This window comes from Actinomadura madurae, assembly GCF_047130825.1.
In the GTDB taxonomy this organism is placed as follows: Bacteria; Actinomycetota; Actinomycetes; order Streptosporangiales; family Streptosporangiaceae; genus Spirillospora; species Spirillospora madurae.
Map to the genome: position 1 here is coordinate 10,091,514 of NZ_CP083237.1, position 19,638 is coordinate 10,111,151.

General features: G+C 70.7%; 23 protein-coding genes. 13 read left to right on the forward strand and 10 right to left on the reverse strand.

Annotated elements, in window-relative coordinates; translation table 11 throughout:
- Positions 1-341 precede the first annotated feature (341 nt).
- The gene (locus tag K8Z49_RS47315) at positions 342-1,253 is read left to right on the forward strand and encodes a helix-turn-helix domain-containing protein (RefSeq protein WP_412517143.1); all 912 of its coding nucleotides are present in this window, start codon (positions 342-344) and stop codon (positions 1,251-1,253) included.
- On the opposite strand, the gene K8Z49_RS47320 is transcribed toward K8Z49_RS47315, so the two are convergent.
- Together K8Z49_RS47320 and K8Z49_RS47325 are read right to left on the reverse strand one after the other, a co-directional pair.
- A complete protein-coding gene (locus K8Z49_RS47320; RefSeq protein WP_111833163.1) occupies positions 1,241-1,465 on the reverse strand; it encodes a DUF397 domain-containing protein in 225 nt (74 codons plus the stop codon). The two genes, K8Z49_RS47315 and K8Z49_RS47320, sit on opposite strands and share 13 nt — an antisense overlap.
- Before the next feature lie 490 nt (positions 1,466-1,955).
- Positions 1,956-2,516 carry a CGNR zinc finger domain-containing protein gene (locus K8Z49_RS47325; RefSeq protein ID WP_412517144.1) on the reverse strand — a complete coding sequence of 187 codons (561 nt, stop codon included), beginning with the start codon at positions 2,514-2,516 and terminating at the stop codon, positions 1,956-1,958.
- A gap of 108 nt (positions 2,517-2,624) precedes the next feature.
- Between K8Z49_RS47325 and K8Z49_RS47330 the strand changes: the two genes are divergently transcribed.
- From K8Z49_RS47330 to K8Z49_RS47340, 3 genes are all read left to right on the forward strand, one after another.
- Complete coding sequence (locus tag K8Z49_RS47330) at positions 2,625-2,984, forward strand: hypothetical protein (RefSeq protein WP_181663428.1); 360 nt, start codon at positions 2,625-2,627, stop codon at positions 2,982-2,984.
- Positions 2,981-3,904, forward strand: coding sequence for an arginase family protein (locus K8Z49_RS47335; protein WP_021596519.1), 924 nt, complete (start codon positions 2,981-2,983; stop codon positions 3,902-3,904). Before K8Z49_RS47330 ends, K8Z49_RS47335 begins: the two co-directional genes overlap by 4 nt.
- Before the next feature lie 87 nt (positions 3,905-3,991).
- The gene (locus K8Z49_RS47340) at positions 3,992-4,450 is read left to right on the forward strand and encodes a PaaI family thioesterase (RefSeq protein ID WP_021596518.1); all 459 of its coding nucleotides are present in this window, start codon (positions 3,992-3,994) and stop codon (positions 4,448-4,450) included.
- Positions 4,451-4,478: 28 nt separating this feature from the next.
- On the opposite strand, the gene K8Z49_RS47345 is transcribed toward K8Z49_RS47340, so the two are convergent.
- The gene (locus K8Z49_RS47345) at positions 4,479-4,979 is read right to left on the reverse strand and encodes a DinB family protein (RefSeq protein ID WP_412517145.1); all 501 of its coding nucleotides are present in this window, start codon (positions 4,977-4,979) and stop codon (positions 4,479-4,481) included.
- Between the two features lie 154 nt (positions 4,980-5,133).
- Here K8Z49_RS47345 and K8Z49_RS47350 point away from each other — a divergent pair, with 154 nt between their 5' ends.
- The gene (locus tag K8Z49_RS47350; RefSeq protein ID WP_412517146.1) at positions 5,134-7,821 is read left to right on the forward strand and encodes an ATP-binding protein; all 2,688 of its coding nucleotides are present in this window, start codon (positions 5,134-5,136) and stop codon (positions 7,819-7,821) included.
- Between the two features lie 12 nt (positions 7,822-7,833).
- Here K8Z49_RS47350 and K8Z49_RS47355 read toward each other — a convergent pair whose 3' ends face one another.
- Positions 7,834-8,229: an ATP-binding protein gene (locus K8Z49_RS47355; RefSeq protein ID WP_021596515.1), complete on the reverse strand. Its 396-nt coding sequence runs from the start codon at positions 8,227-8,229 to the stop codon at positions 7,834-7,836.
- A gap of 186 nt (positions 8,230-8,415) precedes the next feature.
- Here K8Z49_RS47355 and K8Z49_RS47360 point away from each other — a divergent pair, with 186 nt between their 5' ends.
- Together K8Z49_RS47360 and K8Z49_RS47365 are read left to right on the forward strand one after the other, a co-directional pair.
- Complete coding sequence (locus tag K8Z49_RS47360; protein WP_412517147.1) at positions 8,416-9,264, forward strand: helix-turn-helix domain-containing protein; 849 nt, start codon at positions 8,416-8,418, stop codon at positions 9,262-9,264.
- Positions 9,261-9,518 carry a DUF397 domain-containing protein gene (locus K8Z49_RS47365; RefSeq protein WP_412517148.1) on the forward strand — a complete coding sequence of 86 codons (258 nt, stop codon included), beginning with the start codon at positions 9,261-9,263 and terminating at the stop codon, positions 9,516-9,518. The genes K8Z49_RS47360 and K8Z49_RS47365 overlap by 4 nt, the downstream gene beginning before the upstream one ends.
- Here K8Z49_RS47365 and K8Z49_RS47370 read toward each other — a convergent pair.
- From K8Z49_RS47370 to K8Z49_RS47385, 4 genes are all read right to left on the reverse strand, one after another.
- Positions 9,487-10,113 (reverse strand): VanZ family protein, encoded by a 627-nt coding sequence (locus K8Z49_RS47370; protein WP_412517149.1) that lies wholly within the window; start codon positions 10,111-10,113, stop codon positions 9,487-9,489. The two genes, K8Z49_RS47365 and K8Z49_RS47370, sit on opposite strands and share 32 nt — an antisense overlap.
- A gap of 105 nt (positions 10,114-10,218) precedes the next feature.
- A complete protein-coding gene (locus tag K8Z49_RS47375; protein ID WP_412517150.1) occupies positions 10,219-11,469 on the reverse strand; it encodes a serine hydrolase domain-containing protein in 1,251 nt (416 codons plus the stop codon).
- Positions 11,470-11,682: 213 nt separating this feature from the next.
- Positions 11,683-12,015: a TfoX/Sxy family protein gene (locus K8Z49_RS47380; RefSeq protein WP_021596020.1), complete on the reverse strand. Its 333-nt coding sequence runs from the start codon at positions 12,013-12,015 to the stop codon at positions 11,683-11,685.
- A gap of 17 nt (positions 12,016-12,032) precedes the next feature.
- Positions 12,033-12,446: a DUF4260 family protein gene (locus K8Z49_RS47385; RefSeq protein WP_021596021.1), complete on the reverse strand. Its 414-nt coding sequence runs from the start codon at positions 12,444-12,446 to the stop codon at positions 12,033-12,035.
- Positions 12,447-12,610: 164 nt separating this feature from the next.
- Between K8Z49_RS47385 and K8Z49_RS47390 the strand changes: the two genes are divergently transcribed.
- The 3 genes from K8Z49_RS47390 (at position 12,611) to K8Z49_RS47400 (ending at position 15,210) form a co-directional block, all read left to right on the forward strand.
- Positions 12,611-13,087 (forward strand): MarR family winged helix-turn-helix transcriptional regulator, encoded by a 477-nt coding sequence (locus tag K8Z49_RS47390; RefSeq protein ID WP_021596022.1) that lies wholly within the window; start codon positions 12,611-12,613, stop codon positions 13,085-13,087.
- Positions 13,088-13,180: 93 nt separating this feature from the next.
- On the forward strand, positions 13,181-14,281 hold the full coding sequence (locus K8Z49_RS47395; protein WP_412517151.1) for an NAD(P)/FAD-dependent oxidoreductase: 1,101 nt from the start codon (positions 13,181-13,183) through the stop codon (positions 14,279-14,281).
- 11 nt (positions 14,282-14,292) lie between these two features.
- A complete protein-coding gene (locus tag K8Z49_RS47400) occupies positions 14,293-15,210 on the forward strand; it encodes an LLM class flavin-dependent oxidoreductase (protein ID WP_412517152.1) in 918 nt (305 codons plus the stop codon).
- A 5-nt stretch (positions 15,211-15,215) separates the two neighbouring features.
- Here the strand turns inward: K8Z49_RS47400 and K8Z49_RS47405 are convergent, their stop codons facing one another.
- Positions 15,216-15,977 (reverse strand): FkbM family methyltransferase, encoded by a 762-nt coding sequence (locus K8Z49_RS47405; protein ID WP_412517153.1) that lies wholly within the window; start codon positions 15,975-15,977, stop codon positions 15,216-15,218.
- Positions 15,978-16,047: 70 nt separating this feature from the next.
- Here K8Z49_RS47405 and K8Z49_RS47410 point away from each other — a divergent pair, with 70 nt between their 5' ends.
- The 3 genes from K8Z49_RS47410 (at position 16,048) to K8Z49_RS47420 (ending at position 18,435) form a co-directional block, all read left to right on the forward strand.
- Complete coding sequence (locus K8Z49_RS47410; RefSeq protein ID WP_021596026.1) at positions 16,048-16,641, forward strand: class I SAM-dependent methyltransferase; 594 nt, start codon at positions 16,048-16,050, stop codon at positions 16,639-16,641.
- Positions 16,642-16,712: 71 nt separating this feature from the next.
- Positions 16,713-17,231: a SigE family RNA polymerase sigma factor gene (locus K8Z49_RS47415; RefSeq protein WP_021596027.1), complete on the forward strand. Its 519-nt coding sequence runs from the start codon at positions 16,713-16,715 to the stop codon at positions 17,229-17,231.
- On the forward strand, positions 17,221-18,435 hold the full coding sequence (locus K8Z49_RS47420; RefSeq protein ID WP_412517154.1) for a hypothetical protein: 1,215 nt from the start codon (positions 17,221-17,223) through the stop codon (positions 18,433-18,435). The genes K8Z49_RS47415 and K8Z49_RS47420 overlap by 11 nt, the downstream gene beginning before the upstream one ends.
- A 51-nt stretch (positions 18,436-18,486) precedes the next feature.
- Here the strand turns inward: K8Z49_RS47420 and K8Z49_RS47425 are convergent, their stop codons facing one another.
- Positions 18,487-19,635, reverse strand: a complete 1,149-nt coding sequence (locus K8Z49_RS47425; RefSeq protein ID WP_021596029.1) for an acyl-CoA dehydrogenase family protein — start codon at positions 19,633-19,635, stop codon at positions 18,487-18,489.
- Between the last annotated feature and the right edge of the window lie 3 nt (positions 19,636-19,638).

Sequence of the window (19,638 nt, forward strand, 5' to 3'; positions counted from 1 at the left end):
CGAGTCGTCCCGGGGGACATGATCGCGCAGACCATTCGGATTCGGGGGGACCCGGATGGTGCGACGAAGGTCGGTCGCCGGAGAGAAGAGCGACCATTTGTAGTTTGCGGCCTTTCCGTGCTTGATGCAAGGTGCATGGCCAGATGCATCGTCGAGGCTCGCTTGTGTATCCATGGGGAAAGTTGTTAGGACCACGGGAGATCCGATGATGTCAGAGGGAGAGGATCGGCTCCAGCGAGGTCTGGTTACTCCCGTTTTGTAGACGTATCCTTGCAGTGCAACTTGCTCGACGGTGACTGTCCGGGCCGTGGGAGGCCGAACCCGATCCGCTGGGAGGCAAGGTGGCAGCAGCGCCGACCGTCCGCCGACGCCGGCTCGGCGCCGAGTTGCGACGTCTGAGAGAGCGACTCGGCGACACGGTCGAGGAGACCGCGGCACGACTCGATTGGTCGTCCTCCAAACTAAGCCGGATAGAGACAGCCCGTATCGGTGTCCGTGTCTCTGACGTGCGCCTGCTCCTTGAGTTGTACGGAGTGGACGAAGCGCACATGGGCGAGGTCCTGGCCCTCGCTCAGTCGGCGACGCAACCGGGGTGGTGGGCCGAGTACCGTGATGTGCTTTCCGAGAAATTCGGTGCCTATGTGGCGCTGGAGGACGAGGCTCGGGTGGCCATGACCTTCACGGCGTACGCAGTCCCGGGGCTTCTCCAGGACGAGGAGTACGCGCACGCCGTCTTGGAGAGCGGACGGGTGATCGCCGTTTCCACCCCCCGCGAGGTCGCGCGACGCCTGGAGTTGCGGATGCGCCGCCGGCAACTGCTGCATCGGGAGCGACCGCTCGCCATCTCCGCCGTGATCGATGAGTCCGTCCTGCTGCGGCTCATCGGCGATCGAGGTGTTATGAGACGGCAGCTGGCGAGTCTGCTGGAGCTGGCGGCCCTGCCGCACGTGCAGATCCACGTTCTTCCACTGGACAAGCCCAGGGAGCCCGTCTTCTCGGAAACCTTCACGCTTCTGGAGTTCGCTCCGACCTACGACGTGAAATTCCCCGATGTCGTCTATATAGACAATCTATCGACGATGGCCGAACTGCAGGACGACAGCATCACCCACATGTACCGAATGTGCTGGGACGCGTTGAGGTCGATCTCGCTTTCGGCGGACGAGTCCATGCTTCGGATATCTCAATTGGCCGATGAGTGGAACTCCGGCGAGCCGCCGGCGGCCGGGTTGATGTCCGGTCAGGATGTGTGAGTTTTTATTTTCTTTATGAATTGCGAGAACGTCGCCTGGGTGAAGCGGAGGACAACAGAGGAGTTTGTGGAGACTCGTACCAAGATCTCGCCTGAAGGCGTTGAAGCTATCTCGAGGCAGTTTGAGTCATTAGAGCAACTTCGGCGCCACTCCAAATCGTTGATATTTGGATCGGGATCAGGTGTTTTGGTCTGCGCGCATTCATCGGGCATAGTGGTGGTCCTTCGTGTCGACCCACGGTTTTGAGGCGATTGATCCGCCTGGCGCGTCCATGTGTAGCGCAGTCGGGTCGGGCGTGTCGGTTATACCGGGTAGTATCGGCCGCCGCCCGAGCAAAGGGAGTAGTGGGCTATATGTACCCAATGTCCCTTTTGGTGCGCCAGGTGTTCCGAGTGGGAGTGCAGTGGCGCGAGTATCCAGGGTGCCTGCCGCGCAGTGATCGGGCAATACCGGAAGGGATACATATTTGTCGATCTAAGGTGCAACGCCATGCGCCACGCGAGAAAGGGATATGCGGTGATACGTCGCAAGACGTGATGCAACGGGCAACGGCCGCGAAAGTGACGATGTGGAGACTGCGCCGGACGTTGCCGGCTCGTTCGCGGCAAAGCTTCCCAAGTGCCCGGAACACAGTACAACCCGTCTCAGGATGGCCGACGCTCCGGTGCCTTTCCGCTCGACCTCGAAGGTACGGCGACCCGCTCAGGTGGGGGTGGGTTTGTTGCGTTCGGCGAAGGCTCGGGTTTTTGCTCGGTTGCCGCAGACGCGCATGGAGCACCATCGCCTGGACGCGTTCTTGGAGGAGTCCCAGAAGACCCAGGCGCAGTCGGATGCCGGGCAGCGCCGCACGCGCGACCAGTCGCCCCGGATCGCGGCGGCGTGGTAGGCGGTGGCGATCTGTCCCAGAGCGTCGGACAGGACGTCGTCGGACGTCGTGGTGAAGACGGGGCCGGTCGCGGTGTCGACCGGGAGGCGCATCTCGAAGGGCAGCGTGGCGAGAACCTTCTGGGCGGCATGGACGTCATCTGTGGCGACCGGTTCCCCGGTGTTGGCCAGTGCCAGCGCGCGCAGGCCGCGTCTCAGGTCCGTCGCCGCCGTGACGTCCGCCGCCGTCAGTGTCGGTCTGGAGCGGCACAGTTCTTTCTCGACCAGCCAGTCCGCCAGCGCGGCCGGACCGTCGCCGAGGATGTCGGTGCCCTCCTCGACGTCGACGGTGTTGAGGAAGTCGATGGTGAGGCGCATCGACGGGGGAAGCTCTCGCACGCTCTGCCTCCGAGGCCCTAACCGGTAAAGTGAGTCACTGGTTGACACTGCTCCGGATAACCGCCTAACTTCCTCGCAGGTTATCTGACCGGGAAGTCAGGAGACCGAATGCCGCCATGGACAGACCTCGAAGGCGAGCTGCGCGAGCACGGCTATTGCGGGACCGTCTCCATGTGGCGCAACAGGACGCCCTTCCGGCGGAAGTTCCCCGAACTGGTGGACGCGCTGTTCGCACGCGAGGACGCGGCGCCCGCGCTCGTCGTGTACGTGGACGCGAGGACCAGCCACGGCGGTAGCCAGTACCTCGACTCGCCCGCGATCGGCGACTACCACACCTACCTGTGCGAAGACGTCGTGGCATGGGTGGACGTGCCGTTCGATCCCGTGACCGGCAGGCCCGTCCCGGGAGGTGTGGGGCCGATGGCAATGGAATGGCTCACAGGACGCCTGACCGGGGAGGACCGATGACCCTCTCGATTCTGGCCGCGCCGACGAACCTCGGCTTGCGCCCGCCGCAACCGACGAGCGTCCCCGGATGCGCCAAGGCGCCGGAGGCCCTGCGCGAGGCCGGCCTCCATCGCCGGCTCCTGGACGAGGGAGCGCAGGACGCCGGGACCGTCCTCGCGGGCCGCTACGTCGACGACTGGCGCGCCGGGACGGGGAGGGTGCGCAATGAGGACGCGCTCGTCGACCACGCGGTCCGGCTGGGCGACCGCATCGAGTCGATCATCGCCGGCGGGGGAGCCCCGCTCGTCCTCGGAGGCGACTGCAGCGTCCTGATAGGCGCCGGGGTCGCGCTGTCCCGCACGGGCCGCCACGGTCTCGTCCACATCGACGGGCACACCGACTTCCGCCATCCCGGAAACTCGGAGGCCTGCGCGAGCGTCGCCGGCGAGGACCTCGCGGCCGCCGTCGGCCTGCATTACCCGGCGGTGTCCGACATCGAGGGACTGGCCCCGTACTTCGCCCCCGAGCACGTCGTCCACGTCGGCTGCCGGGATGACGACGACGCGATCAACGAGGTGCGCGGCGTCCTCGGCACCGTGGTCCCGGCGAGCCGGTGGATCGCCGATCCCGCCGCCGCGCTGGACCGGATCCGCAGCACGCTCGCCGCCGAAGGACTCGACGGGTACTGGCTCCATGTCGACGTGGACGTCCTCGACCCGGCCTTCATGCCCGCCGTCGACAGCCCCGCCCCCGGCGGTCTCGACGCCCGGCAGCTGACCGTACTCCTCGCGGAGCTGGCCGGTGACGCGGTCGGAGCCGAGGTGTGCATCTTCGACCCCGACCTGGATCCCGACGGGAAACACGCGCGGTTCCTCGCCGACGTCATCGTCGACGGTCTCGGTGGTCTCGGCGGCCGGGCGAGACGATCCGCGCGGCCGTGACGGAGGGAACGCCGCGGCCGGCCGAATACGTCCAAAGCGCGTGCGGCGCCCCGCCCCACCCTGGTACTTCGGCAAGAAAGGGACCGAATGAACGACGAACCGACGAGTGAACGCTCCGGGCCGTTCTGGGACGCCGTCGAGGGCAGGGCGCCCTTGCCTCGCGCGGCGGCCACGCTGGGGATGGAGATCCTGGAAGCGGATCCTCGGGGCACCGTCGAGCTCGCGTTCAACGCCTCCGAGGACTTCACCAATCCCGTGGGCAATGTCCTGGGGGCGTTCCTCGCCGCGATGCTCTACGACACAGTCGGACCCGCGTTACTGGCCACGCTCGGGCCCGGCCAGTTCCAGTCCACGCTCGAACTGAAGACCGAGTTCCAGCGTCCGGCTCGTCCGGGCTGGGTGTTCGGCCGCGGGCGCGTCGTCCGCCGCGACGGCGACCTGGCCCATCTGGAGGCGTTACTCACCGACTCCGGCGGAGCGACCCTCGCCACCGCGACCGCCCTCGCCCGGGTCATCGACCTCGACCAGGCGCCGTCGGCCGTCTGAGGCCCTGGAGACCTGGCGTGCGGGGGTGTCAGCGTCCGGTCGCGCCGTCGATCAGCTCGCGGAGGATGTCCGCGTGGCCCGCGTGGCGGCCGGTCTCCTCGATCATGTGGGTGAGCGCCCAGCGGACGCTGGGGGCGGGCTTCCCGGACGCCGGCCGGGGGACCGGGGCCCCGAGGTCGGCGCACCCGTCGAGCACGTCGTTCGCGCGCTCGACCGCCTCCCGGTAGCGGGCGACGACGTCGGCCACGCTGTCGGTGGACGCGGCCTGGAACGTCGCCTGCCAGTTCGTGACCCTGTCGCCGAGGAACATCGAGCGCTCGACGAAGGTCAGGTGGTTGAGCAGGCCGAGCAGGTTCGTGCCCGACGGCACCGCGGCCGTTCGCACCTGCGGTTCGGGCGCCCCCTCGACCTTCGCGGCGATCGATGTTCTCAGATAGTCGAGAAATCCGCGCAAGGTCTCGGCCTCGTCGTTCCCGGTCCTGGGCGGCGGGGTGTCGCCGCGGCGCTTGCCGCGCGTGGTGCTGGGCACGGTGGTCTCCTTCCTGACCTGCCCAGTCTTGCCAGACGCGGGATGACCTGGCACGAGAACTTGCGGTTCCGGCAACGACCGCGGTGGCTCGCAGGGCCGTCACGGCTCCGGGGTCGGGGAAACTGGCGTGGTGACTCCTCATCGTCCGGTCCAGGTGTCGAAACGTGAGGCGGAGGTCCTCGCGGCGCTCGCCGAGCGGCTGTCGAACGTCCAGATCGCCGGCAGGTTCCACATCTCGGTCCGGACCGTCGAGAGCCACATCTCCTCGCTCCTGCGCAAGTACGGCGTGGCCGACCGCTGGGAGCTGGCGGAGGAGGCGCGGCGCGGCACGCCTCCGCCGGGGCACGTCGCCGGCCTGCCGGCCGCACGGACCGCGTTCTTCGGACGTGCCGAGGAGATCGCGACGGTGCTCGCCCTGCTGGAGAAGGAGCGGCTGGTGACCCTCCTCGGCACCGGCGGGGTCGGCAAGACGCGGCTGGCGGCGGTGGCCGCCGAGGCGGCAGCGCCCGCGTTCCCGCTCGGCGGTGCCTTCGTCGACCTCGTGCCGGTCGGCGAGGCGCTGGTCACGCAGGCGGTGGCGTCCGCGCTCGGCGTGACCCAGCGGCCCGGCCGGTCATTGGACGACATCATCGCCCGCCGCCTCGCCCGGGGCCGGACGCTGCTGGTCCTGGACAACTGCGAGCATCTCCTCGACGCGGCCGCCGGCTTCGTCGAGCGGCTGCTCACGGCATGCCCGACCGTGACCGTCCTGGCCACCGCCCGTGAGCGCATCGGCGTGCAGGGCGAGCGGACCGTCCCCGTCCGCCCGCTCCCGGTGGACTCCGACGCCGAACGGCTGTTCCTGGACCGCGCCGCGGCGGCCGATCCGGGATTCACCGCCGCCCGCGCCGACGTCGCCGAGATCTGTCGCCGGCTGGACGGGATGCCGCTGGCGATCGAGCTCGCCGCGGCGCGCGCCGCGTCCCTCGGGACGACCGGACTGCTGGCGGCACTGGACGATGTGCTGCGGCTGCTGACCGGAGGCCGCGGGCCGGTGGAGCGGCACCGGTCCCTGCGCGGGGTCATCCGCTGGAGCCACGACCTGCTGACCGACGACGAGAAGATGCTGTTCGAGTGCCTCTCGGTGTTCGTCGGCGGGTTCGACCTGGCGGCCGTGGGGGCCGTCGTCCCGGACCTCGGGGCGGGGACGGCCGCGGACCTGCTCGGGCGGCTGGTCGACAAGAGCCTCGTGGTCCGCACCGCGGAGGGCCGGTGGCGCATGCTGGAGACGGTCCGCGCGTTCGCCGCGGAGCGGCTGGCCGCCGGTGCCGCGCATGAGGCCGTCCGGAGACGGTACCTGCGGTGGGCCGCCGACACCGCCGCCGAGTTGGAGGCCCTGCTGGACGGCGACTGGCGCGACCGCTTCGACGCCGTCGCCGCCGACCTGCGCGCGGCGCTCGCAGACGCGCCGCCCGGCCGTGCGGACGTGCCGCACCGCCTCGCCCGGTCCCTCGGACATCTCACCTACGCACGCCGGTTCCTCGGCGAGGCACCCGGCCACTACCAGGAGGCGGCCCGGCGGGCGCCCGCGCCGGACGAGGCGGCCCTCGACCTTCGGGACGCCGCGGACGCCGCGCACGCCCTGATCGAGACCGGCCGGGCCTTCGATCTCCTCCTGGAGTCGGCGGAGCAGTCCCGCAGGGCGGGCGACGGCGACGGCGAGGCGGTCACCCTCGCGTTCGCCGTGGTGACCGCCGAGCGGCACCCGTCCGGATTCGACACCGAGATCCCCCACGAGCGCCTGCGGGACCTGCTGGCCCGGGCCGTCGCCGCGGGGAACGCCCGCGACCCGATCGTGGCCGCGCATGTCGCCGCCGCCAGGGCGTGGAACCACGGCGCCGAGAAGGTGACCCCGGACCCCTCCCTGGCCGAGGAGGCGCTGGCCTCCGCCCGGACCACCCGCGACCCGGTCCTGCTGTCGGCCGCGCTGGACGCGTCCGGCATCGCCGCCCTGACCACGGGCCGGTTCCGGGAGGCGCACCGGATCGCCACCGAACGCCTGGGCCTGCTTCCGGCGATGCCGCGCGACGTCCCGAGCTCCGCCCCGGAGATCACCGACACCTACCACATGGCCACCGCCTGCGCCGTCGCGGCCGGCGACCTGCGCGCGGCGCTGTCGGCGGTCGGCCTCGCCGCGTCCGACGACCTCATCGGCACCCGGTCGCCGGTCGCGATGAGCACCCTCGTCCAGGCGCTGGTCCTCATGGGCGACCTCGACGGGGCACTGTCCCGCGCCGCGACGCTGTGGGACGTCTGCGAACACGCCGGGGGCCCGCTCGCCTGGATGGCGCCCTCGGTCGCCGCCGTCGCCCTGGCCCACGGGCTGCTCGGCGACGAGGACGGTCTCCCGTTGTGGCGCGCCCGCGCGGAGCGGATCGCCGGAGACGCCCGGTCCCGCTACCTGGCCTCCTACGCGGCGTTCGTCGACGCCCGCACCGCCCTGCGGTCCGGGCGGTCCCGCGACGCTCCGGCCCTGGTGGAGCAGGCGTTCGCCGCCTTCCCGCCCCAGGACTGGTACCGGGGCTACGCCCGCGCGGCCGGGGCCGAACTCGCCGTCGCCGCCGGCCTGCCGGACGCCCCGAGCCGCCTGGCCGCCGCCTTGGACGCCGCCGCGGAGAACGCGTGGGCCGCCGCCTGCCTCACCCGCGCCTCCGGGCGCCTCCACCGCGACGTCGGCGAGCTCACGGACGCGGCCCGGCGGTTCGAGCGCATCGGTGCCCGCCACGAACGGGCCTGCACCCTCGCCCTGATCCGCGAGCAGACCGAGAGCCCCTCGCCCTCGAACCGGCCGAGCGCCCGCTGAGCCGTCGGGCCCTCAGCCGCGGCCGATCTCGAACCACACGGAGTGGCCCCTCGCGCGCCGAACGACGCCCCAGCCGCCGGAGAGGAAGGCGACGATGCGGAGGCCCCGGCCGCCGATCGCCGTCTCGCCCGGCCCGGCGAGGTGCGGGACGGTCGCGGCGCCGCCGTCGTCCACGACCTCGATGCGAACGGACAGGTCCGAGTGGCTCACCTCCACAAGGATCTGACCGCCGCGCCCCGAGTCGGTGTACCGCAGGGCGTTCGTCACCAGCTCGCTCAGGCAGAGCGACGCGTCGTCCAAGCACGGGTGCCCGTCCAGGATGTCCCTCAGCCACCGGCGCGCGTGCCCAGCCGCCCGCTCCACGCCCGGCAGCAGAAGCGCGTCGAACCTCACCGTCGGCACCGTCATCGCTCGTTCCTCTCGGTCGTCGTCACCGAAGAGGGTGGGCAGGACGATCTGTGGCGAGCGATACGTTCGCGCGTCTCGTCCCCAGGTCCCCGGGCACGATGGCCCGAGTCACTTTTGACTGAGTCACTTTGGCCAACTTGACGGACGTCGCCCCATGGTCACTCAACGTCAGGTAATGATTACGCCATGGACAACCCGCAGCGCCCGACCATGCGAAGCCGCAAGCTCGGCCAGCGGCTGCGCGCTCTCCGTGAGGAGAGAGGCCTCACGCTTCAGGGGGCGGCGCGCTTGTTGCACCGGACCCCCTCCTCCCTGAGCAAGCTTGAAACAGGCAAGCGCGGCATCCGCCGCCCCGCCTTGGAGCACATGCTCGACCGCTACGAGGTTACCGATTCTCGAGATCGGGAGTGTCTCTTCGACTTAGCCGAACACGTGGCGGAGAAGGGGTGGTGGCATCGCTACGAGGGAAGGCTTCTGTCGAGCACGGTCGACTATATCGGTCTCGAAAGTGAGGCCAACTCCATCAAGAGCTTCCAGCTCCATCTAATTCCCGGACTCTTGCAGACCGAGGCCTACGCTCGCGCGATCATGCAAGTCGGGGGCTCGCAAGGGGAATCGGTGGAGGTGGACGCCATGACGGCGGTGAGGCTCCGGCGACAGGAGGTTCTCTCGAAACCGCGCCCGCCGCAGTTCAACGCGATAGTCAGTGAAGCGGCCCTCAGGCAGCGGATCGGAGGAGAAGCGACAATGGAGGCCCAGCTAGGCCACCTGATCGAGGCGTCGCGACTGGGGCACGTCACCGTCCGGGTGCTCCCGTTCTCCGCCGGGGCGCATGCTGGCATCAATGGATCTTTCAGCGTTATCAGCACGCGTGATCTTTCAGTCGTGCTGGTCGAGAACCTCACCGCAGGGTGGTACCTGGAGGCGGACAAGGACGTGCGTCGGTACGATTGGTCTTACGTGCAACTGTTGAAATCCTCGCTGTCCGTGGAGGATTCACTAGAACTGATCGAGAAGCTAAGGTCAAAGATATGACCGATCAGGCGAATGCCAGCATGGGATGGCGACAGAGCGGCTCCAGTGAAGCTGAGGCCGCTCTGATATGGCGGAAGAGTACTTACAGCGAAGGCAGCGAGGGTCAGTGCGTCGAGGCGGCCCCGATGAGCGGGCATGGTGTGGCGCTGCGTGACTCCAAGGATGCTGACGGGCCGATGCTCTCCATCGCGCCGTCCGCGTGGGCTTCGCTGCTCGCGGACGTTAAGGCCGGTGTGTTCGACTCGGAGTCCTGACAACGGCATTGCCCGGGGTTCCTTCGTGCGGCTTCGGGGTCGGTGGGAGTCGGTCTGACGACGCGTTGGCCGTGGTGCGCCACCAGTGGCGTGACGCCAGGGCGGTCAGACCGGCGCCCGCGGCGTTGAGCAGGATGTCGTCCACCGAGGACACCCGGTCCAGTCGCAGGACGTATTGCGCGGTCTCGACCAGGGCGGAGCCGGCCGCCCCGAGCACCAGGATCCGCGGAAGCGACGCCAGCGCCCGGAAGCGCAGCGGGGCGAAGAATCCCAGCGCTGCGAACACCAGCAGGTTGCCGATGACCTGGGTGGTCGACATGGAGACCAGGTCCCGGAGCGGCACCAGGCTCACCCGGCCGGGGACGTCGCCCGCCCGGCCCCCCGGCAACATGATCATCCACACCCACGGCAGCGTCCCGTAGACGATGCCGACATCGGCCAGCGACGTCTTCCACGCTCGCGCCCGCGTGCCGGTGAGGCTCCGGCGGCGCGCCAGGACCCACACCGCCAGCGCGGCCAACGGCAGGGCGGCCACCGTGATGAGCACCACGCCGGTGATCGTGCCGACCAGGCCGTGCAAGTCCCTGATGATCACGCTGCCTCCGCTTTCCTCCGACCGTGAGATCCACCCGCGGTTCTACGATCACTTCGATGTCCGAACGGACGCGACGGTTGCCTGAAGGTCGACCTTCACCCCGCGTCAGCTCTGGCCGGTGATGGCCCGCAGCTCCTGCTGGGTGATCTCCTGGATCGGCACGTCGTCGTAGTTGCTGAGGACGACGCCGACCCAGCCGCTGTCCGGGTAGACGTTCCAGTTGGCGGTGCTGCCGCCGGTGCCGCCGCCGCGCCCGAACAGCCACTGCCCGGCGATGATCTTGATCGGCCCCGTGTACCCCGTGAACGACGGTCGGGGGAGTGGGGTGCCGTTCCCGGCCGCCGCCCGGGGGAACTTTGCACCGGTCAGCAGGTCGGCGTAGGGCTTGTCCAGGACGGTGCCGTCATAAAGCGCCTGCACGAACCGGACGAGGTCCGGCGCGGTGGCGAAGCCGTCGTCCGTGGCATAGCCGATGAAGGCGCGGCCGGGGTTCTTGCCTTGGATGGCCGGGTGGATGCTGCCCTTGTCCAGGTTGCGGACGGCGTCCACCCGGCTGCCGTCGGCCTGCCGCATGTACGAGTGTGCGATGTGCTCGTCCGTGAGCCACTGCGGCCTGGTGTAGAACGCCGAGCCGGTCATGCCGCAGCGCCTGAAGACGTGCTCGTGCACATAATCCCAGTACGTGGTGCCGGTCACCGCCTCCACGATCTGCGCGGCGATGGAGAGCCCGGCGCCGGCGCCGTTGGTGTGGGCCTGGTTGTCCGTGCCGGGAGGGGCCGCCAGCTCCGCCTGCCGTGTCCACTGCCGGTTGAACTCGTGCACTTCCTCCTTGCTGTGGAAGACGCGTTGCAGATCCAGCTCCGGGGCGTTGAGACCGGAGGTCGTGGTGAGCAGATGGTGGATGGTCACCTGCTCGGCGATGTCCCTGGCGAAGCCCGTCAGGTGGGCGCCGACCGTGTCCGCCAGGCCCACCTTGCCTTGCTGCGCCAATTGCAGGACGGCCACCGAGAGGAACGGCTGGATCCCCGAGGAGAGGTTGACCGCGACGCCCTCGTGGTTACGGATCCCCTTCTCCTTGTCGGCCATGCCGTAGCTGCGGGACAGCACCGTCCGGCCCTTGTGCGACAGCATCACCACGCCGGAGAACCGGTCCTCGGCGGCCAGCCGCGCCACGTACCGGTCGTAGGCCCCGCCGGGCCGGGTGTCCGGCGGGATGTCGCCGCCGGTCGGGGCAGGGTCGGCGTGGCCGGGCCGGGCGGCACCCAGCGACGCGCCGGCCGCCACCGCGCCGGCGGCCGCCAGCCCGCCCCACCCGAGCAGCCGCCGCCGGTCGACACCACGCGAATCGGGGCTCATGATCACACCCATCCTCTCGATCGACGAAAGTGATGGGCCGCGATACGCACAGCTCCCAGAACCGAAGAAACCGGCGCAAGGTGGCCCATCCGGACTCACCTTCCGCCGCGATTTCTATCCGGCGGACGGTCACAGCACGGAGCCAGGACCTGTGACCCGCCTGTGACCGGGGTGCGGTCGGCGGCACGATCTGCGCAGTGCCGGAGCGTGGCGCTACTTCGGGGGCAGCGTCGTGGCGTAGGCGAGGCCGCGTTCCACCCAGGTGGTGAGGGCGGACGGGGTGGCGCAGGCGTCCGGGGCCACCGTGATCCAGCCGCGGAGCGGGCGGCCGCGCATGACCATGGTGGCGGCGCCGGGTTCGGCGAGCATCGCGTCATGGTCCTCGGGAGCGACCCGCACCATCAGGTCGCCCTCGCTTCGGACGACGACGGACATGTTGCCGTCCACCAGCCACGCGATCCCGCCGAACATCCGCTTCTGCGTCAGGCCAGGGCGGTCCTGAAGGATGTCCCGTACGCGCTCGGCCAGCTTCTCGTCGTAGCTCACGGACCGATCCTCCCAGGTCAGGACCTCTGGAAGCCATCCTTGCCGCGGAGGCCGTAGCCGAGGGCCCGGTCGAGCGCGATGTGGGCCATCCAGCCGCACAGGCCCGCGAAGATCGGCGGCCAGAAGATGGGCCCGACGGCGTAGGCGATCATCAGGGCGAACGGGACCAGCGCGCGGTGCGCGGCGTTGTAGTACGGCACCGCGCGGGCCGGAAGCTGGCCGCGCTCGGTGGTGTGAGCGTCCCGCAGGCCCGCGAGGAAGGTCAGGTCCGGGGCTATGAAGAAGGCGAGGGCGAAGGCCGCGGCGAGCCAGCCGTGGTTGACGCCTTCGAGGACGGCGAAGGCCGTCCAGAAGAGGGCGCCGGCGGACCAGGCGACGCGGCGCGCGGTGCGGACGGCGGTGGACGTGGCGGGAGCGGTGACGGCGCTCATGGGGCCCTCCCAGGCGGTGGCTAATGTCGTTAGCTTCAATGTAAAGCTAATGTAGTTAGCTGTCAAGCTATGGGAGGGTGCTGGCGCCGCGGCCGGAGGGTGAGAGGGGTAGGCAGGTAGTTCGTTGCACGAATTTTCGAAGGTCGCGGGGGTATGCTGGTCGCGTGGGCAAGCAGGATGATGAGCAGATCGGAGTCGTCTCCGCGCTGGTGCGGGGCGCCTTCCTGGTGAACGCCGTCTATGCCGAGTCGGCGCGGGAGTACGGCATCACCGCGCAGCAGGGGCAGCTGATGTGCGTGCTGATGGCGCGGCCGCGCGGGATGAGCGAGCTGGGGGCGATGCTCGGGCTGGCCAAGTCGAGCCTCACCGGCCTGGTGGACCGCACCGAGCGCAACGGCCTGGTCCGGCGGGAGGCGGACCCCGAGGACATGCGCGCCGTCCGGGTCGCGCTGACCGCGCAGGGCGCCAAGCTCGTGGACGCGTTCTACGACGAGACCTGCCGGCGGATCGACAAGCTCCCGGTGGGGTTCAGTGACGCCGAGCGTGACGCGCTCGCCGGTCTGCTCGGCCGCGTCGTGACGGACAACGAGGTCCCGGTGGTGTTCGCGGAGCCCGACGAAGGAGCCGCCCGCACGCGGTGAGACCGCATTCCCGGAGACCGAAGGTTGCAGTTCGTAGTACGAACTAATATGGTTCGTACTACGAACTCAACCTTGCCTTTCGGAGTGTGCACCATGAGCCGTACGGTTGCGGTCATCGGCGGTGGCTACGGGGGAGCGGCGGTCGCCAAGGCGCTGGACGCCGAGGCCGACGTCATCCTCATCGATCCACGGGACGCGTTCGCCAACGCGTCCGGAGCGCTGCGGGCGCTCACCCGGCCCGACTGGGCGGGGAACATGTTCTTTCCCTATGACCGGCTGCTCGCCAGGGGGACGGTGATCCGGGACCGCGCGGTCTCCGCCGACCCCGGAGGCGTCACGCTGGCCTCCGGGCGGCGGGTCGACGCTGACTACCTGGTCCTGGCGACCGGCTCCAGCTACGCCTACCCGGCCAAGCCCGCCGCCCATTCGACCGGCGAGGCTCTGGACGACCTGCGCCGCACGCACAAGGAGCTGGCCGGCGCCGACCGGGTGCTGATCGCCGGTGCCGGGGCGGTCGGGCTGGAGCTGGCGGGGGAGATCAAGGAGGTGTGGCCGGGCAAGCAGGTGACGATCATCGACCCGGCCGGGGAGGTGCTCCCCGGCTTCGAGGACGCGATGCGCGAGGACCTGCACCGCCAGCTCGGTGAACTCGGCGTCCGGCTGCGGCTGGGCACGGCCCTGACGGCGCCGCCGGCGGTCGAGAGCGGCCGGGCCGAGACCTTCACCGTGACCACCGCCGGCGGCGAGGAGATCACCGCCGACATCTGGTTCCGCGCCCACGGCGTGGACGTCAACAGCGGCTACCTCGCCGACGGCCGGCTCACGGCCCGGACGGCGCGGGGCCACGTCCCCGTCACCGAGAACCTGAACGTCAGCGGGCACGACCACGTCTACGCGGTCGGCGACATCACCGACCTGGCCGAGACCAAGCGAGCCGGGTACGCGATGCAGCACGCCGAGGTCGTGGCGCGGAACATCACGGCGCAGCTGCGCGGCGAGCGGCCGGCGGCGGTCTACCGGGCGGCGGCCGACCCCATGATCCTGCTCCCGCTCGGCCCGCGCGGAGGCGTCGGCCAGCTGCCCACGCCCGACGGCCCGTCGGTCGTCCCGACCGCGACGGTGGTCGAGTACAAGGGCGCCGACCTGTTCACCGGCCGCTTCGCCGAGCTGTTCGGCACGGCCGGCTCCGAATGAGAGGAGGAGCGATGCCGGTACGCGACATCATCTTCGGCTTCGGCGCGCACAGCGGGATCGACGACGGTCCCGAGCTGCTGCGACTGGCCCGGCAGGCCGACCAGGACGGGCTCGACATCTTCTCCCTGTCGGACCACCCCTACATCGGCACCCGCCTGGACACCTACGCCTCGCTCGGGTTCATCCTCGGGCGCACGGAGCACCTGGCGGGCTTCGCCAACGTCACCAACCTGCCGACCCGTCCGGCCCCCATGCTCGCGCGGATGGTGACGACCCTGTCGGCGCTGTCCGGCGGGCGGGTCGTCCTCGGCATGGGCGCGGGCGGCCTGTGGGACCGGATCTCCGACATGGGAGTCCCCAAGCTCTCGCCGTCGGATGCCGTGGAGGCCTTCGAGGAGGCGATCGTCCTGGTCAGGAAGCTGTCGGGCGGCGGCCCGCCGGTGACCTTCCACGGACGCCACTACCGGGTGGACGAGATCGAGCCCGCCCCGGTCCCCGCACCCCCGGTGTGGACGGGGTCGGTCGGCGCGAAGTCCCTGGCCGCGACCGGGCGGGTGGCCGACGGCTGGCTCCCCGGCCACGCGGCGGACTGGCTCAGCGAGCGCTACCGGACGTCCCGGCCGATCATCGACGAGGCGGCCGCCGCCGCCGGCCGCGACCCGGGCGAGGTCCGCACGGTCTTCAATCTCCCCGGACGCATCACCGACCTGCCGCGGCCCGCCACCCGGAACCGCGACGGCCGGTGGACCGGCGGGTCCGCCGACCAGTGGGTCGAGGAGCTGACCGGGGCGGTGCTGGAGCACGGCGCGTCGGGCTTCATCCTGTTCTCGCCCGGGGGCGGGACGCAGGACCCGGTGTCCCTCGCGCGCTGGGCGCAGGAGATCGTCCCGGCCGTGCGCGAGGCGGTCGCGAAGGAGAACGGTCAGTGAAGGCGTCAGGCTGAGGGACGGTCCCCGCCGGTCCGGAGGCGAGCGTAGACGTCGCCGGACCGGCCGCGGGGACGGATCCGTTCGAGCTGCCGCCGCAGCTCCCCCGCCTCCAGCCAGCGCGGGCTCGCGAACCGCATCGTCTCGATGGGGGAGTAGTTGTAGACGTAGTCGCCGAGCCGTTCCACCAGGCGCAGCGCCTCCATGGACGCGTCGTGCGCCGACGGGACGTACTCGAACGACAGGGCGGGCAGCGGCCGGGTGAGGCCCGCCAGCACGTCCGCCTCGAAGCCCTCGACGTCGATCTTGCAGAAGGCCGGGACGCCGTGCGCCGCGATGAGGTCGTCCAGCGTCGTCACCCCGACCTCGATCGAGCGGTCCCAGCGGACGCGGGCGAAGCTGTCGTCCCGGGTCACCGACGTGATCCAGCCGGGCGACATGGACGAGACCGTCGGCGTGGCCGTCGACATCGCGAGCTGCGCCCGCCCCGGCTTGGCCCCGACGGCCCCCGGCACGATGGTGACCTCGTGGTCACGGCCGAAGAACAGCCGCAGGACGCGCAGGCAGTCGGGCTGCGGTTCCACCGCGATCACGCGCGCCCCCAGGCCGCGCCACACGCGCACGCGCCCGCCCACGTGCGCGCCGACGTCGAACGCGACGTCGCCGGCACCGAGAAACTCACCGTAGAGGCGCTTCGCGCGCCGGTGCTTCCCTGGAATGCCGTAGTACACGACCAGCGACCGGGCGATCCCGTACGCGCGCAGCAGCATTCGCCGACCCTACCGCGCGCGGCCTCGTCCGGGACGGATTCCGGGCTCCACGCCGGGGAACACCCCGGGTGTGGAACCGAGACCGTGGACGACGGGCAAGGCCACCCGATCGCCCTTCGTCCTGCCGAGCGGGCTGCGCGGGCACCTCGCCGGACGCGTCATGTTCCGGATGAACAGGCAGGACGAGGTGGCCGCCCTGCTCGACGTCCGGCCGGGAGAGGACGTCCTGGAGGTCGGGTACGGGCCGGGAGCGTTGACGCGCCGCCTGGCTCGCACCGCCACCGGGCGGGTGTGCGGCGTGGACCCGTCCCCGCAGATGCGGAGGATGGCCCTGAAACACGCGCCGCGGGCGGACCTGCGCCTCGGCACCGCCGCCGACACCGGCTTCGGCGACGCCGAGTTCGACTGCGTCGTCTCGGTCAACAACGTCGGGATCTGGCCCTGCCTTGAGGCCGGACTGGACGAGCTCCGCCGCGTCACGCGCCCCGGAGGACGTGTCGTGATCGCCGAGCACGGCGGCAAGGGGTCGTCCAGGCTCGCCCGCCGCCTCGCCCTGCCGGACGACCAGCTCGACCGCGTCGAGCGCGAACTGCGCCGCCGCTTCGCCATCGTCACCCGCCGCGACCTCTCCGACCTCACCACGTTCACCGCCTGCCGCACCTGACCCCGATCCGCCCGGCCGTGCAACAGATCGGGAGCGCCGGGCGTCCTCGGAGTGATGGAAGGGACGGCTTCGTGGACGACGACGGCGTGACATACGAGGAATTCGTGGCGACCCGTGCCCAGGCCTTGCTGCGTTACGGCTATGTGCTCACCGGCAACGCCCATGACGCGGCGGACCTCTTGCAGGAAGGGCTGATCAGGTTGCGCGGCGCGTGGGGCCGGGTCGCGAACAAGAGCGACCCCGAAGGCTACGTCCGGAAGATCATGGCGCGGCAGCACATCAGCGCCTGGCGGCGGAGAAGACGCGAGCAGCTGGTCGGCCGCGTCCCCGAGCGGCGCTACGACGACCCGGGCCTGGACAGGGCCGAGCACGACCCGCGGCTATGGGAGTCGCTCACCCTCCTGCCGCCGCGGCAGCGCGCGGTGCTGGTGCTGCGCTACTACGAGGACCTGTCCGACGAGGAGATCGCCGGGACGCTCGGCATATCGCGCGGGACGGTGCGCAGCCAGGCCGCCCGCGCACTCGACAAGCTTCGCGCGGACTGGCGTCCGGCCGCCGCGCCGACGCCGGGAGGACACCATGGCCGATGAGTTCAGCCGGGCGCTGCGCGGCACCCTGGCGACCGCGGCGGACGAGGCCCCGACCGTCCCGCCGGGACTGCTGGAACAGGTGGAGGCGGGGCACCGCAGGAGGGCGCGCCGCCGGGTCTCGGCAGCCGCGCTCGCCGTCGCGATGGTCCTCGGCGGGACGAGCGCGGCCGGCGCGGTGCTGCGCTCCGGCGACGATCCGCCGCCCGCCGCCGGGCCCGGGAAGCTGAGGCCGGTGACCGCCGCCGAACTCGGCCCGCCCGTGAAGGTGAGCGACCGGTGGCCGGACGCCGTGCGCACGGTGCCGCGGAGACTGCCCAACGGGCGTCCGCTGGACCCGCTCACGCTGCTGGACGGCCACCGGCTGATCGGGACGACCACCTCGGCGTCCGGGATCATCGACCGGGTGTGGGCGTACGACCTCAAGACCGGCAAGGCGGACGTCATCACCCGGATCGTCCCTCCGAAGGGGCCGAAGTCCTATGACGCGGCCTTCGCCGTGGGAGACGACCAGGTGGCCTGGGGCCTGGCCCGCAGGACCGGCGGCCGCACGGTGACGGAGATCTGGACCGCCCCGCTGGCGGGCGGCCCGGCGCGCAAGATCGCTGAGGCGGGGTCGCCGACGTCCGGCCTGTTCATCGAGGACGGGACCGTGATCTGGGAGACCGATCAGGGCGTGTACCGGGTGCCCCTGGCGGGCGGACCGGCCGCGAAGATCGCGGGCAGCACGGGGTTCCGGGTCGTCTCCTGGCCCTGGCTCGGCTTGCCGGGTACGGTCGCGGACAAGGCCGGGAGCATCCGCTACCGGGACCTGTGGAACGTGCGGACGGGGGAGCGGCGCAAGGCCGTCCTCGCGCCGTTCAAGGGCTCGTGGTCGTGCGGGGTGACCTGGTGCCTCGGCAGGCCGACGGACACCGGCTACCACGGTAAGCCCATGCAGAACGCGGTCCAGCGCAGGGACGGGAAGGCCGGGCGGCTGCTGCTCACGGAGCACCTCATCGACCAGAACGTGATCGGCGACCGGTTCGTCCTCTACCGGGCCCCTGGGATGATGTCCTCGAGCATGACCCTCTACGACCTGCGGAGCGGAAAGCTGCTCGACGCCGAGATCGGCAAGGGCTTCAGCAACTTCCGGATCGGCCAGACGATGGCCTTCGTCATCGGCGACCAGGAGACGAAGGTGATCGACTTCTCCAAGATCCGCTGAGGGCGCGGCCGGCGGGCGCCGGGCCTCCGGGCCCGGCGCCCCCGGCCCGGGTCAGGACGGGGGGAGGCCGAGGGCGCGGGCGATCAGCATGCGCTGGACCTCCGAGGTGCCCTCGCCCACTTCGAGGATCTTCGCGTCGCGGTAGAAGCGGCCGACGGGGTACTCGTTCATGAAGCCGTAGCCGCCGAAGATCTGGGTGGCGTCGCGGGCGTTGTCCATGGCGGCGTTCGAGGCGGCCAGCTTGGCGATCGCCGCCTCCTTCTTGAACGGCTCGCCCGCCAGCATCTTCGCCGCGGCGGCGTAGTAGGCGAGGCGGGAGGTGTGCGCGCGCAGCTCCATGTCGGCGATCTTGAACTGCATGGCCTGGTAGCGGCCGATCTCCTTGCCGAACGCCTGCCGCTCGTGGACGTAGCGCAGGCACTCGTCCACGCACCCCTGGGCGAGGCCGACCGACAGGGCGGCGATCGCGATGCGGCCCTCGTCCAGGATGCGCAGGAACTGGGCGTAGCCCCGGCCCCGCTCGCCGACCAGGTTCTCCGCCGGCACCCGGACGTCGTCGAACGACAGCTCGCGGGTGTCGGACGCCGACCAGCCGACCTTCGAGTACTTGCGCCCGACGGTGAAGCCCGGGGTGCCGTTCGGGACGATGATCGTGGAGATCTCGCCGTCGCCGGTGAACGCGGTGACGGTCACGAACGCGGTGATGTCGGTGCCGGAGTTGGTGATGAACGCCTTCGAGCCGTTGATCACCCACGAGTCGCCGTCCAGCCGCGCCGTGGTGCGCATGCCGCCGGGCACGTCCGACCCGCCGCCCGGCTCCGTCAGCCCGAAGCCCGCCAGCTTCTCCCCGGACGTGAGCTGCGGCAGCCACCGCTCCTTCTGCTCCGCCGAACCGAACCGGTAGATCGGCATCGCGCCGAGCGACACCCCGGCCTCCAGTGTGATCGCCACCGAGGAGTCGACGCGCGCCAGCTCCTCCAGGGCGAGGCAGAGGGCGAAGTAGTCGCCGCCCATGCCGCCGTGCTCCTCGGGGAACGGCAGCCCGAACAGCCCCATCTTGCCCATGGCGGCGACGATCTCGTACGGGAACTCGCCGCGCTCGTACAGGTCGCCGATCACCGGGGCGACCGTCTCGCGGGCGAACCGCTCGACCGTGCGCCGCAGCTCCTCCTGCTCGTCGGTGAGCGTGAAGTCGATCATCTG